This window comes from Aquabacterium sp. (assembly GCF_016234775.1).
In the GTDB taxonomy this organism is placed as follows: domain Bacteria; phylum Pseudomonadota; class Gammaproteobacteria; order Burkholderiales; family Burkholderiaceae_C; genus Aquabacterium.
Map to the genome: position 1 here is coordinate 33,453 of NZ_JACRAH010000036.1, position 14,136 is coordinate 47,588.

Here is a 14,136-nt window from a genome sequence, read left to right on the forward strand (position 1 = left end):
ACGGCCCGTTCGGGCGGTGCAAAAAATTCTATCGACAGTGTATGGTTGAAAATGTGCAATTTGCACACGTTTAACATCGCTTACATGAAATCCGGTTGAAGCCATCATCCGGATCGAGTCTGCTTCGGTGTGTTGTTGCCTGCCTTGTTGTCCCATGTTGATTCCTGCTTACCTGACTTTGTATGGTGGTGTTGCTGCCCTGGCCGTGGGTGTGCACCTGGTGCTGAGGCAACGCCGTCGCAAGGCGGATGCGGCTGCGCTGGCGGAGGCCAGCCAGGCTGGCCTGAACCAGCCCGCCTCTCTGCACCCGGTGGTCGATCCCACTCGGTGTTTTGGCTCCGGCGCCTGCGTCAAGGCCTGCCCGGAGGAGGCGCTGGGCATCGTGGACGGCAAGGCCACACTGGTGAATGCGTCTGCGTGCATCGGGCATGGGGCCTGTGTCACGGCCTGCCCGAGTCAGGCCTTGTCACTGGTTTTTGGCACCTCGGAGCGCGGGGTCGAGATTCCCGTGCTGAGCAAGGAGTTCGAGACCAATGTGCGCGGCATCTTCATTGCTGGCGAACTGGGCGGCATGGGGCTGATCCGCAAGACCACGGAGCAAGGTCGCCAGGCCATGAACGGCGTGCGCCAGCGTGTGGCAGAAAGCCGCGCCGATGCGCCGCTGGATGTGGTCATCGTGGGCTCTGGCCCGGCCGGCATCTCGGCGGGCTTGAGCGCCTTGCAGCACAAGCTGCGCTACCGCATCCTGGAGCAGGAGGATTCGTTGGGGGGCACGGTGTACCACTACCCGCGCAAGAAGGTGGTGATGACGGCGCCAGCCAAACTGGACCTGGTGGGCAGCATGAGCCTGGGCACCGAGGTGGCCAAGGAGGCCTTGCTGAGCTTCTGGCACGACGTGGTCGGCAAGACCGGCCTGAGCTTCCAGTTCGGCGAGCGCCTGGAAGGGATCGACCCGCAAGCGGACGGCAGCTTCATCGTGCGCAGCAGCAAGGGCGAGCACCACACCAAAGCCGTGTTGCTTGCCTTGGGCCGACGGGGCTCGCCCCGCAAGCTGGATGTACCCGGTGAGGAGCGCAGCAAGGTGGTGTACCGCCTGATCGACGCCGAGCAATACCGTGGCCAGCGCATGCTGGTGGTGGGCGGGGGCGACAGCGCCATGGAGGCCGTCATCGACCTGGCGCAACAACCTGGCTCGCAGGTGACGCTGTCCTACCGCAGTCAGGCCTTTTCGCGCGTGAAGGAGAAAAATCGCCAGCAGCTCAAGCAGCTGCAGGACGAGGGCCGCATCCTGGTGTGGCTGCAATCACAGGTGCTGCGCATTGAAGACGATCACGTGGTGCTGCGCACCCAGGATGGCGAGCAGACCTTGCGCAATGACGGCGTGATCATTTGCGCAGGCGGCGTGCTGCCGACGCCTTTGTTGCAGGCCATCGGCATACGCATGGAGACCAAGTACGGCACCGCCTGAGCGGCTGGCCACTCAGGTTGGATCCTGAAACGCCTGCTGCCTGAAGGTCAGCACCAGCGTGTCGCGCCAACCGTGTTCGCCAATCGGCTGAATCGGCGTGGACTCGTGGATCACCCGCTCGTCATCGAGCAGCAGGGTGCTCCAGGGTTCGGTCAGCGTGAAGCGCACGCCATGCGGGCCATCGGCTTCGAACACGCGCGTTTCACCGCCTTTGACCTGGTGACGCTCCAGCATCAACACGGCCACGAAGTCCACGCCATCGCGGTGGGCGCCTTCGGGCGTGGGGCGGCCGATGCCGCCGGTCGTGTCCACGCGGAACTGGTGGGCTTCGATGAACCAGGTCGGCACAGGCTTGGTTTCGGCCAGCAAGCCGCCAAGGTGTTTGAGCAGGGCTTGCCACACGGGGTGGGCACAGATGGCTGGTTCGATGGCTTGGAACATGCGTTCGAAGCCACCGTGCAGGGCGTTGTAGGTCACCGGCTGCCAGTGCGCGCGGTGGGGCGTCTGGGTCAGTTCGCCTGTGGCGGTGTCCAGGCGGAAGCAGCTGTGACGGCGAAAGCGGTAATGGCCGCCATCACGCAGGTGTTGATCAGGTGGGAGGTCGTTCCAACTGGCATGCACGGCATTGGCGGTGGCCAGATCGGTGTGCAGCGCGGCAAGCAGGGTGGCGGCGTTGATCACGGCCCAGCCCTGCTTGCGCAGTGTGGCAGGGACCTGATCCAGCGAATTCGGGTTCAAGGCATCCATCCCGCAATCCTCGCATGAATGCGGCGCCCCGCCTGGTGGCAGGGCTTGAGGTCGGTCAACGGTCAACGGTCAAGCAGGACGAACAGGGCGTGGCTTGCCGTTCTGATCGATGGCCACATAGGTCAGGTTCGCTTCGGTGACCTTGACCAGGATGGGGTCCGACGGGCGGCGTTCGGCCCAGGCCTCGACGTGGACGGTGATCGACGTGTTGCCAATGCGGGTAACACGCGCATAAAGCGTCAGCAGGTCACCGACCGACATCGCATTGCGAAAAACGAACTCATTGACGGCGATGGTGGCGATTCGGCCGCGCGAGATGCGCCCGGGCAGCACGCAGCCTGCCAGGTCCACCTGGGACATGATCCAGCCGCCGAAGATATCGCCGTTGCCATTGGCGTCGGCGGGCATGGGCATGACGCGCATGACCAGTTCCATTTCCGGGTGCAAATCGGGCGGCGTCAGCAGGGTGTTCGGGGATGGGGATACGGTCATGGGCAATCCGGTCGACAATCGACCTCTACAACATCAGACAAAGCATTGTTCCTTAAATGCGCCGCTTCGCACACGCACCCGTTCCCGAAAACCCGAACTCCGGCACGAATAGCCCCCGTTCGGACCGTGACACCCTGGCCCGCCTGTGGCCCTATCTGTGGGCTTACAAGGGCCGCGTGGTGCTGGCGCTGGCTTTCATGATCGGCGCCAAGGTGGCCAATGTGGGCGTGCCCTTGCTGCTCAAGAACCTGGTGGACAAGCTGGCGCCCCATCCCAGTGCCGCCCAGGTCATGCTGGCCGTGCCGGTTGGCCTGCTGGTGGCCTACGGGCTGTTGCGGCTGTCGACCTCGCTGTTCACCGAGTTGCGAGAACTGGTGTTTGCCAAGGCCACCGAAGGTGCCGCGCGCAGCATATCGCTGCAGGTGTTTTCGCACCTGCATGCCTTGAGCCTGCGCTTTCACCTGGAGCGCCAGACCGGCGGCATGACCCGCGACATCGAGCGCGGCACGCGCGCCGTGCACTCACTGATCTCGTACTCGCTCTACAGCATCGTGCCCACGCTGATCGAGGTCACACTGGTGCTGACCCTGCTGGGTACGAAGTTCGACATGATGTTTGCCTGGATCACGCTGGCGGCATTGGTGGTCTACATCGCCTTCACGGTGACCGTCACGCAATGGCGCACGCGCTTTCGGCGTGAGATGAACGAGCTCGATTCCAAGGCGCATTCGCGTGCGATCGATTCGCTGCTCAATTACGAGACCGTCAAGTACTTCAACAACGAAGACTTCGAAACCCGCCGTTATGACGAAGCGCTGGAGCGTCTGCGCCAGGCTGGTGTGAAGACACAGCAGACCCTGTCTCTGCTCAATACGGGGCAGCAGACCATCATCGCCATCGGCCTGATCGCCATGCTGTGGCGCGCAACCGATGGCGTGGTCGAAGGTCGTATGACGGTGGGGGATCTGGTTATGGTCAATGCCTTCATGATCCAGCTCTACATTCCCTTGAACTTTCTGGGTGTGATCTACCGCGAGATCAAGCAAGCCCTGACGGATCTGGACAAGATGTTCACCTTGATGGAGCGTGATCGCGAAGTGGCCGATGCGCCTGATGCGAAACCCTTGCTGCTCAAGGACGGCCCCCATCACCCACCGTCCGTGCGTTTTGATCATGTCGAGTTCGCGTATGACCCGGCTCGCCCCATCCTGCATGACGTGAGCTTCGAGATCCCGGCCGGTCAGACGGTGGCGGTGGTGGGGCCTTCAGGATCGGGCAAGTCCACCCTTGCACGTTTGCTCTATCGCTTCTATGACGTGCAGGGGGGGCGCATCACGGTCAACGGCCATGACATCCAGCACCTCACACAAGACAGCCTGCGGCGCAACATCGGCATCGTGCCGCAGGACACCGTGCTGTTCAATGACACGGTGGCCTACAACATCGCCTATGGTCGCCCAGAGGCCACGCATGATGAAGTGATCGCGGCGGCGCAATCAGCGCGCATTCACGAGTTCATCAGCCACACGCCCAAGGGTTACGACACCATGGTGGGTGAACGGGGCCTGAAGCTATCGGGCGGCGAAAAGCAACGCGTGGCCATCGCCCGCACCTTGCTCAAGAACCCGCCCATCCTTGTGTTTGACGAGGCCACGTCGGCGCTGGATTCCGCCAACGAGCGGGCCATTCAGGCCGAGCTGTCTGCAGTGGCGCAAGGCAAGACCGTGCTGGTGATCGCGCACCGCCTGTCCACCATCGTGCATGCCCACGAGATCCTGGTGATGGAGCATGGCCGCATCGTCGAGCGGGGCACGCACCCCGCTTTGATGATCGCCAATGGCCAATACGCGCAGATGTGGCGTCTGCAGCAAGCAGGCGGTGAGCACACTACAGCCGGCTGATGGCCTCCAGGCAGGCTTGCTGAGCCGATTCGCTGCCGGATAGCAATGGAGACCGCACAGCTGGCGTGCCCAGGCCTTGTGCTGACAAGGCGACCTTGATCAACGCAGGATTGGGTTCGGCGAACAGCGCGCGAATCACCGGGCTGAGACGGTGATGCCATTGCCGACCCTCAACCAGTTGATCCGATTGGAGTGCCTTGAACATCGCCATGAAGGCCTGCGGGCACACCTGTGCCGCTGCCGTGATGGCGCCAGCGCCGCCCAGGCACAGGTTGTGAAAGATCTGCGCGTCCTCACCTGCCAGCACTTGCAGACGGCCATCAGCGATCAACTGCTGGGTCTTGTCCAGTGAGCCACCACAATCCTTGATACCGATGATGTGGGGGTGATCGGCCAGGGTCAGGATGGTGCGCAGGTCCATTGCCACACCGGTGCGGTAGGGGATGTCATACAGCACCAGTGGCGCGCGTGATCGATCCGCCAGATCGTTGAAATGCTGAACCAGTGCCGCTTGAGAGGGGCGCACGTAATAGGGGGCTGGGCTGAGCACGGCGTGCAAGGGCAGGGTGTTCAGATGGGTCAGCCGCGCATGCAAATGGCCCACGTGGTTGCCCGCCAGGCCGGCTATCACGGGCAGGCCTTGGGCCGCGTCCAGCACGGTGTTGAGCACGGCATCCTGTTCGGCATCGTCCAGCGCCGCGGCTTCGCCCGTGCTGCCCAGCGCGACCAGGCCGGTGACTTCCGCTTGCCGCAGGTGCTGAACCAGTCGGCGCAGCGCCGCGTGATCCACGCTGTGCGCAGCATCGTTGTGAAAGGGGGTGACGATGGCCACCCAGATCCCTGAAAGGTCAGACATGAATGAGATTCCCACGCGAAACAAACGACCGGTTTGAAGAACCGTCCGGATGGCGAGGGAGATGTCTGGTGGGGTGGGGCGCCAAAGCCCTGAACCGTTTGCAGGCTGTTTCCGTCGCTCATCTGACGGAAGCAGCTGCCCCGGTCAGACGAGCGGCTGTTTTTTGGCTTTGCTGGACACGCCTGCACCTTCGCTGGCGCGAAGGCAGTTGGAGGCGTTCAGGCGGATGTCCATGCCGTGCATTCTAGGGGAAAGTCTCAGTGCTTGCCATCCACCTGGATGAAGGGCACCGTGCCACCCGTCACGTTGGGCAGCTTGCCGTCCCACTTGCGAATGGCCTCGCGCTCGTTTTCGATGCGGCGCAGTGCCAGCAGGTCGGTGGTGATCTGCTGGCGTTGCAAGGCCAGGGCATCGGCTTCGGCGCGGGCGCTGGCCACCTTCTGCTTGGCCTCCACCTCGATGCGTTGCAGGTCGCGTTCGGCCTTGAGTTTCTCTTGCTCGGCCTTGACCTTGGCTTCGATGGCTTCCGCGAACGACTTGGAGAAGGCGAAGTTGACGATCGCGAACTCGTCGAGCAGCAGGCCGTGGCGCTGCATCTTTTCACGCAGCAAGGCGCCGATGGCATCGCGCACTTCCGTGCGACGCGACACCAGTTCTTCCGCTGTGAAGCGAGCTGTCACAGCCTTCACGGCTTCCTGTGCGGCGGGGATGATGATGCGGTCGGCCGCGATATCGGCGCTGGGGCCAATGTTGCGAAACACCGTGACCACTTCCTTGGGATCAAGGTGGTAGTTGATGGCAATGCGGGTGTGCACGGACTGCAGATCCTTGGAGGCCGCGTCACCTTCGCCTTCGCCCTTTTGCAGGCGCACGTCCATCATGTGCATGGATTGCGCCAGGGGGATGCGGAAGTGGATGCCCGGCGCGTAGACCTGATCTTCGGCGCGGCCGAAGGTGGTCATCACGCCCCGATCGCCCGCTGTGATCACGACGACAGGGCTCAGCAGGTACAGGCCGAACAAGACGAAGCCGGTTGCCGCTACCTTGCGGATCAGGCTCTGATTGTGGCTGGGGAAGTTATCAATAACGGGCATGAGGCCTCCTTCAATCTGTTTGCAGATGATTCTGGCACGGCCCAGGTTCGCGGATGAAACCCGTGATCATACCGATTGGCGTCAAATGAATTGCGATCAAGAATGCGGCTCATGCTGATCCGAACCTCGTCGCCACTTCATGCACCGCGCACGCTGCACGTGACGTATGCGCGCATGCTGCTGAGCCAGTTGCAGCAGGCCAGGCCAGATCTGTTGATGAACTTGAATCCGGATTGCTTGCGGCTGCTGGATGAAGTTGATCCCCTGGCGCGATGCACCTTGGCGGAGTGGCATGCCTTGATGGATCAGGTTGAGCACTTGCTGGAGATGCCCGATCTGGTGCCGCAACTGGCTGAGCAGTTCAAGCCCTGGCATGCCGGCTTGCTGGGTTTCACGTTGATGACCAGCGGCACGGTGGTCGAGATGGCCGCCTTGCTGCAGCGTTTTCACCACCTGCTCAACGATGTGTACCGGGTGGACCGAGGGCTGGACGGCGCCCGTTTTTATTTGCGTTTGAGTGCCACTTCCGGCGAGCGATCCAGGCGTCTGGCACGCTTGTCCTTGTCTGTCTGGGCCTTGCGCCTGCGCTGGTTGACGGGGCAGGCCACACTCAAGCTCGATGCCAGCTTTGAGGGGCCGGCGCCGGATGATGTGGCCCCGTATCGCCGTATCTTTGGTGGCGCCGTGCGCTTCGATCAGGAGCAGGACGCCATGTGGGGTGACGCCTCATGTGTCGACCTGCCCATCGTGTCGCGTGATACCTCCAGCCACAGCCTGCTGCAGAGCCAGGCCCTCAAGCAGCTGGAGCAACTGTCCAGACAGGAGGATCGTCTGGTCGACAAGGTGCAGTCCTTGATCCGCAGTCGGCTGGATTCGGGTGAGCTCAGCCTGGAAGACATCGCTGCGGCCTTGAAGATGCCCTCGCGGACCTTGCAGCGGCGGCTGGAAGAGGTGGGCGCCAACTTCAGGTTGATGGTCGATGAAGTCCGCAGGGCGCAGGCTGAGCACTACCTGAGCATGACCACGGTAACCCTGTCCGAACTGGCCGGGATGCTGGGCTTTGCCGATCACGCGAGTTTCAATCGGGCGTTCAAGCGCTGGACGGGTGTGTCGCCTGGTGCTTTCCGGCGCGCATCCCCGCTGCCCAAGGCCTGATCACGGTTTGTTGGTCCGCTGCGGCCGCTTCTGCCAGTCTTCCTGGGCTTGCTCGGCCTTTTCTTCCAGCGAGAGCTTGGGGTCGCTTTGTTTGCGCATCAATTCCAGCAACTCTTGCGCGGTCTTTTCTTCTTCGCCAAACAGGTTTTGAGCCAGTTCTTCGCCAAAGTACTGACGCCGCAAATCCTTGAGCCCATTGAACTGCCGGGTGGCATCGTCCAGTGCGCCTGTGTTTTGTTCAGGCGGGAAGGTCTGCGTGACGGCTTGCGCGTATTGCGCATATTTCTGGAACAGGTCCTTGAGTTCGCGTCGTGCCTGATCGGGCAGTTCGCTGGACTGGCTTTCCAGTTTGGCCCGGGCTTCGTCGCGGGGGAAGAGTGCATAGATGCGCTCGACATCCAGCCGTGTTTGCTGATCGATGGCGAGGCTGCCCTTGGCTGTGGCTCTGAATATGGGCAGGATCATGGTGTCCAGAGGAGTGGCCGGTTTGATGGCCTCTGTGCGTTGAAGGCCGGCGCTGGTCGCATCGGATGCGGGCTGAGCAGGCGTCGGGCTGCCGCGCCCGAACCAGGATGCGACGCCATCCAGGGTGCGGGGCGATTCACGGGGGGATGTGGTGGGGCTCAGGCTCCACAAGCCTGTTGCCATGAGGGCGGCGATCAGGGCTGATATCAGCCACCACTTCTTCTGTGACACCTTGAGAATCTCCTTGGCCACGCGCCATGAAAAAGGAGACCGGGGCAGTTGGGCGCCGGTCTCCAGCTTGCACCAGGTCAGGTGCTCAAGCCATCACAATCCCGTCAGAAGGGGCCGTTCGATACAAAGCTCGACAGGGCTGCATCCTGGCCATTGAGGAACGGGCTGTAGCGGGTGTCGCCATCGGCGAAGCGCTTGGTCCAGGAGATGTTGCTGTAGCTGGCCGGCTCGCTGGCCTTGGTGGGGAAGAAGTGATCAGCACCATTGATGACCGGCAGCATCTTGGGTGTGGTGGCCGGGATGGCGTCGTAGAACTTCTGCGAGTGACCGGAGACCGATGCCACCACATCAGAAGAACCGCCAATGATGGCCGCTGGCACCTTGTTGGCCTTCATCTTCGTGGTCGAGGTGTGCCACGGTGCGTAGGCCACGGCGGAGACAAGGCCCGGCGTCAAGCTTGCCGCTTCCAGCGTGCCGCCGCCACCCATGGACCACCCCGACACGCCCTGGCGCGAGGTGTCCATCTTGCCGGCTACGGGGCCGGTGGTCAGTGCCGTCGTTGTCTTGAGCGCGGCCAGCAGTTGCGTGGCGCGGCTGGATGGGAAGTCAAACAGGGTGTTGGTGGCAATGGTCACGACCACGAAGCCGTGCGTGGCCAGACGCTTGCTGATGGCCGTCATCGAACTTTCAGCCGAGACAAAGCCAGGGCACACGGCCACCACGGCGTACTTGCCGGGCGTGTTGGGTGAGTAAACGGTGCCCGCGCCGAAGCCATTGCCCTTGATTGTTTGCGAAGACACGGCATAAGGGCCATCGGCCTTCAGCGCATCCAGGGTGGGGGTGGGGCCGTTCTGAACGGCGTGGGCGGACAGGGCAACCAGGCTCAGGCCGATGGCACCAAGCGTGTGTTTCATGGACATCATCTTGTCTTCCTTTCAGTGATCAATAGAGGTCAGCGGAGGTGTCGCTCATTCCCAGGCGGGCTGAACGAGTGACCGCATTGTTCTGAAGGACAACAGATGATTCTTTACTTTGAGCGCGGCAGGCTTGTCTCTGCACGCCAAGTGCGGGTATCTCCTGCTGGGGGTATCGATATAGACCGAAAGGGTTGTATGCCTTGCCGATGAGGGCTCAGTTGACCTCTGTCGGCATGGTGCATTCCGCGTCGGCCGGGTTGATCTTGCAGCGGATGCGCTTGAGCAGCTTGAGGCCTTGCTTGTTGTAGATGCCCTGGTCGATCAGTTCAACACGGGTCTGCCTGAGGAACTCGGCGTACTTGGGCGTGTTCTCTGCTGACAGTTCCATCCAGACGGAGGCGGGCAGTTCGGCCTCGGCCTTGTTGACGCGCGCCAGAACCTCGTCAAAATGGCTCAGCCAGTACTGGCGGGAGGCTTCGGCAAAGCCAGGTGCAAAGCGTGTGCGGTCGATGATGAGCTGGTAGCTCACGATCATGTAGGGGAAGTGGCTGACTGCACCTTGGGGCCCCATGCCTTTGAGCAACTCCAGTGGCTTGAAGGCGATGGCCGGCGCGGCAGCCATATCGGCCATGCCGTTGTTGAACTTGTTGGCAAAGTTGGTGATGTCGGCGTTGACAGGTTGTGCCCCGGCCTTCTGAATCAAGGCGGCCTGGGCTTTGTCATGGTCAAAGGCGAGGATCTTCTTGCCCGCCATGGCCTCGGGGGTGTTCATGCGCCTGTCTCGCACGACGGCATACACCGCACCCACGTCGATGAGCCCGGCCAGTTCGTACTTGCCCTGCACCACATAGCTGGACGCGCCTGGTGAGTTGAAGATCTGGCTGGCGGTGCGGATCACCTCGTGGCCTGCGGCATGGTCCACCTTGCCTTGGCGCAGGATCAGCGCGGCGCCGAAGGAGTCGGTGGCTGCGGTGACCGGGTTGAAAGCGCGGGTGCGAAAGGCAGTGGCCAGCAAGGCGTCACACTGGCCGGTTCGGAAGTCATCGGCTGCCACGCGCTCATCCACATACGACTTCAACACCAGGGGGGGGGCTTTGGCCTGCATGGCCAGGGCGTAGTCCTTGGTGGCGTTGAACATGTCGCCACTGGCGCCTTGCAGGTCAAACACACAGAGCTTGGGCTCTGCGACCGGCGCGGCCCACGCTGCGTGCGCGCACAGGCCCGCAATCAGGGCAAGGCATGAGGTGGTCCGGCGCAACGATGATGGGGGGATGGCAGTCATGCTGCCACCCTAATGGAAGCGCAGAGGCACGTCGAGAGGAAAGCGACAAAAAGGGCCTTCGCGTCGCGAAAGCCCTTCCATGCGGCGCCAGATGTCGCCTTCCGGCGCCGCATGCCGCCTGGCCTCAATGCGCCATCAGCTGTGACGACGGCGCGTGACCAGTGCCATGCCGCCCAGTCCTGCCATCAACAAGGCCAGGCTCGATGGTTCAGGAACGGCGGTGACCGTGGCACTGCCGCTCACGTAGCTGATCGCCACCGGGTCCCCGAACTCGTTGCCGAAGGGGAAGGAGGGTGACTCGCTCAGCGTGATGGCCGAGGTGCCCGCGCCAATGGCCTTGAACGTCAAGCTCGCGGTCAGGAAATCACCTTTGATCGGCGCCACGAAGGTGTTGAAGTAGATGTCGCTGACGGTGCCTGATGCGGGGTCGAGCAGGCCGGTTGACTTGGCAAACTCCCACGATGCCGGGATGGTGATGGCATCGAGTTGCAGGATGCTGGGGTCGAACGCCAGGTTGTAGCCCCCGCCGAAGATCTTGTCGGGGAAGCCGGCGGCCTGGATGTCCACAGAGAAGCTGTCACCCAGGTTGACATCGGTGTGGATGGGGTTGACGGACACCGTCTGAGCTTGAGTGGCAAAGGCAGCGAGCAGGGCGATGGACGCCATCAGGGTGTGATGCATTTTCATGATGTTGAACTCCTGTTGAGGATGAGGGGTTTACTTGCGGGTGATGGTGTCGAGATGGAGGGCCGAGGGGCCAGGGGGCTTGCCGAACAACTTGGCGAACAGGCTGATGTCCAGCGAGTTGACGATGCCGTCACCGTTGAGATCGCCAGGGACGCTGCGCTTGCTGAACTGGTTGCGCATCGCGGACAGATCGAGCGAGTTGACGAAGCCATCGTTGTTCAGGTCGGCGTCGCAGGCATTGCCATAGCCATCACCATCGGTGTCGAGCTGCGTCTTGTTGGGCACGTACATGCAGTTGTCGCGGCTGTCAGGGGTGCCATCACCGTCGCCGTCTGTCTCTGTGGATGCCGCCTGTGTGGTCGCACCATCTGGTGAGCCCACACGGATCCACACGTTGTTGCCCTTGAAGTCACCCAGATCGATCGAGCCGTCGCCGTTGTCGTCGATCAAGCCACGTCCCACGGTGCCGCCGGTGATCGGGTCAATGGCGATGGCCGTGATCCATTCAGGCTTGGGCATATTGGGCGGGCAGGTCAGGCAACCAGGCTGGAAGGGCACCTTGATCTTCACCAGGTTCGACTCCAGTGCGATCAGGGGGAGGCTGAACTTCCACGGGGGCGAGACGCGCAGCTTGACGGTGGGGTCACCCAGCAGGTTGTAGATGTTGAGTTCCTGTCGCAGGTTGACGATGCCGGGTCGGACCTGGTTGGCGTTCAGTGGGTGCTGGTTGGTTTGCGAACCGTTGGCCACGTCATGCACATAGGTCTTGGCGTAGTTCAGCAGGTCACCCAGGCGTTGCACGGGGCTGTTGGTGCCGAAGCTGTTGATCAGGCCTGGGAACACACCATCAAACAAACCCAGGGTGAGCTGGTTGTTGTCAGTGGTGCTGCTCTGGCGTGTGTCGCCAATGACGGCCAGGGCGCCGTCGGCCTTGCGCAGGAAGCTCTCGGCCCAGTAGGTGCTGCTGGCCGATATGCCGTAACCCGTGCTCCAGATGTTGGCAGGCAGGTCCACCGTTTCGTTGTCGAACACACCGCTGGCGCAGTTGATGCTGAAGACAACCGGGAACTGGTTGTTGGTGACCGACACGAGCGACAGGTCACCGGTCAGGAAGGACGGATCCCCCCAGCCATCCCACCAGCCGTGGTCGCGGTGGTAGACCAGCGCCGAGCCTTTGTTGATGGCCGCTGCCATGCCGGCCTTGGAGCCGTTCCAGGCAAAGGCAGGCTTCTTCAGCTCATTGGGTATGGCATCACCGTTGTTGTAGAACAGCGGGTTGGCATCGGCGTCTGCCGTGTAGAAGCGGTTCACCTCGTATCCCTTGCCAATGGCGTGGTCACGCACGATCTCCGAAGTCTCCACGAACCAGCGGCGGTCTCGCGTCAGGCTGGTGCCGGTGCTGTCACGTACCTGGTAGAAAGAGCCGAAGGTCAGCCGGCTGTAGAAGTCCTGGCCAAACAGCGAGTTGAGCGGTGGCGCGTTCTCGAATGCGATCACCTTGGAGACGATGGTGTTGGCTTGTGCCAGCGTGTCCACCGGGAAGCGGCCGATGCCGAAGGGCGGGATCGTGGTGGGGCCATCACCAGCCTGGAACTGGCCGTACCACATGTCACCAGCGTTGCGCGCCATGTCCCAGATGTTCTTGTTGGCGTCGTAGTGTGTGGGCACGTATTCCGCGTCGCCCATGAACAGCACCCACTTCGGGCGCACCAGGTGCGAGGTGTAGTAGTTGCTGATCCAGTTGCGGATCTGGCTCTCGGTGGCGCTGGCGCCTGCCCCCGTGATCTCGGCCGTGGTCACCACGCGGGTCGAGATGCCCAAGGCTTCCTTGTGCGCCTTGAGTGCATCTGCGGCAGCCTTGAAGTTGGGGTGGGTGACGATCAGGTAGCGCGCACCCAGGAAGGCCGGGTTGATCGTGATGGGGGGCGCACAGGTCAGCTCGGCCACCAGGCCTTTGTTGAGCGCGAATTGCACGGCAGGCAGCGCCAGCCTTTCGATGCGTTGATCGATGCCATCAAAGCCGGCGCTTTGCGTGGTGCCGGTGACGCCCTTGAGCTTGAGCCGGTCATAGCGGAAGCAGGAGCCCGGGTGCTTGATGGTGATCAGGTAACTGGGGTAGTAGGTGATCAGCTGCTGGGCCGGGTCATAGCCATAGGGACTGAGCTGATAGCCCTGCACATTGGCATCGCCGTGGAAGACGCTGCGTTCGCCTTGCTTTTGCCCAGGTGTTTTGTAGCCCTTGGCCCATATGTCTGCGTTGAACTGAAACTTGGTGTCGTTGTCGGCACCCGTTCGTGATGACATGGGGGGCTGGATGGGGTAGAGACGGGCTGGCAGGCGCTGGATGCCGCCTTCGGGCACGATCTCGACCGTGCCGCCTTTGCCATCCACCGGCAGGGCCAGCGAGAAGCCGGCCACGGGCACTTCGGGCAGACCGACATCATTGCTGTCGCTGCTCACGGCACCGGTGCTGCCCTTTTGCGCAAAGCGCTGGAACAAGCCGCTGGTGGTCTCCACATTGGCCAGCAGGGGGGTGGGTACGGTCACGCGCAGCACGGTCTGGTCTGCGCTCATCGATACGGTGTCAACGCGCACACCGGGCGCAGTCTGCGCCAGCGAGGTCTGGCTCAGCGCCAACTGTGCCAGCAGCGCTAAGCCGCCTTGCGCACAGGCCCGAAGCCTGGGATTCATCAAGTTCATGGTCGCCTCCAAAAGCGGTCTCACAACAACACCGAACCCGGACTGGCTCGGTATGGGAGCGAAGACTAGGCAGTGGGGGTGGGCTCCACAAGACCATGCAGCGCGTGCTTCCCTAAGGGTGGGGGCCTGAAGCCTTCTGCA

12 protein-coding genes are annotated in these 14,136 nt (G+C 62.3%); 3 read left to right on the forward strand and 9 right to left on the reverse strand.

Going from position 1 to position 14,136, the window contains the following annotated elements:
* Positions 1–154 precede the first annotated feature (154 nt).
* Positions 155–1,468, forward strand: coding sequence for an NAD(P)-binding domain-containing protein (locus HY836_RS10270; protein WP_290676053.1), 1,314 nt, complete (start codon positions 155–157; stop codon positions 1,466–1,468).
* A 12-nt stretch (positions 1,469–1,480) separates the two neighbouring features.
* On the opposite strand, the gene HY836_RS10275 is transcribed toward HY836_RS10270, so the two are convergent.
* Both HY836_RS10275 and HY836_RS10280 read right to left on the reverse strand, forming a co-directional pair.
* Entirely contained in the window at positions 1,481–2,215 is a 735-nt protein-coding gene (locus HY836_RS10275) for a 2OG-Fe dioxygenase family protein (RefSeq protein WP_290676054.1), read from the reverse strand.
* 69 nt (positions 2,216–2,284) lie between these two features.
* The gene (locus tag HY836_RS10280; RefSeq protein WP_290676055.1) at positions 2,285–2,707 is read right to left on the reverse strand and encodes an acyl-CoA thioesterase; all 423 of its coding nucleotides are present in this window, start codon (positions 2,705–2,707) and stop codon (positions 2,285–2,287) included.
* Positions 2,708–2,763: 56 nt separating this feature from the next.
* On the opposite strand from HY836_RS10280, the gene HY836_RS10285 reads away from it, so the two are divergent.
* A complete protein-coding gene (locus tag HY836_RS10285) occupies positions 2,764–4,608 on the forward strand; it encodes an ABC transporter ATP-binding protein/permease (protein WP_290676057.1) in 1,845 nt (614 codons plus the stop codon).
* On the opposite strand, the gene dapA is transcribed toward HY836_RS10285, so the two are convergent.
* Positions 4,595–5,464, reverse strand: a complete 870-nt coding sequence (gene dapA / locus HY836_RS10290) for a 4-hydroxy-tetrahydrodipicolinate synthase (protein WP_290676059.1) — start codon at positions 5,462–5,464, stop codon at positions 4,595–4,597. The genes HY836_RS10285 and dapA overlap by 14 nt on opposite strands.
* Before the next feature lie 257 nt (positions 5,465–5,721).
* Complete coding sequence (locus HY836_RS10295; RefSeq protein WP_290676061.1) at positions 5,722–6,558, reverse strand: prohibitin family protein; 837 nt, start codon at positions 6,556–6,558, stop codon at positions 5,722–5,724.
* Positions 6,559–6,669: 111 nt separating this feature from the next.
* On the opposite strand from HY836_RS10295, the gene HY836_RS10300 reads away from it, so the two are divergent.
* On the forward strand, positions 6,670–7,713 hold the full coding sequence (locus HY836_RS10300; protein ID WP_290676063.1) for an AraC family transcriptional regulator: 1,044 nt from the start codon (positions 6,670–6,672) through the stop codon (positions 7,711–7,713).
* Here the strand turns inward: HY836_RS10300 and HY836_RS10305 are convergent, their stop codons facing one another.
* The 5 genes from HY836_RS10305 to HY836_RS10325 form a co-directional block, all read right to left on the reverse strand.
* Entirely contained in the window at positions 7,714–8,409 is a 696-nt protein-coding gene (locus HY836_RS10305) for a lipase secretion chaperone (protein WP_290676064.1), read from the reverse strand.
* A gap of 104 nt (positions 8,410–8,513) precedes the next feature.
* Entirely contained in the window at positions 8,514–9,329 is an 816-nt protein-coding gene (locus HY836_RS10310) for a dienelactone hydrolase family protein (protein WP_290676065.1), read from the reverse strand.
* A gap of 211 nt (positions 9,330–9,540) precedes the next feature.
* On the reverse strand, positions 9,541–10,608 hold the full coding sequence (locus HY836_RS10315; RefSeq protein WP_290676066.1) for a putative solute-binding protein: 1,068 nt from the start codon (positions 10,606–10,608) through the stop codon (positions 9,541–9,543).
* Positions 10,609–10,743: 135 nt separating this feature from the next.
* Complete coding sequence (locus tag HY836_RS10320) at positions 10,744–11,295, reverse strand: PEP-CTERM sorting domain-containing protein (RefSeq protein ID WP_290676067.1); 552 nt, start codon at positions 11,293–11,295, stop codon at positions 10,744–10,746.
* A gap of 30 nt (positions 11,296–11,325) precedes the next feature.
* On the reverse strand, positions 11,326–13,995 hold the full coding sequence (locus HY836_RS10325) for a C25 family cysteine peptidase (protein WP_290676068.1): 2,670 nt from the start codon (positions 13,993–13,995) through the stop codon (positions 11,326–11,328).
* Between the last annotated feature and the right edge of the window lie 141 nt (positions 13,996–14,136).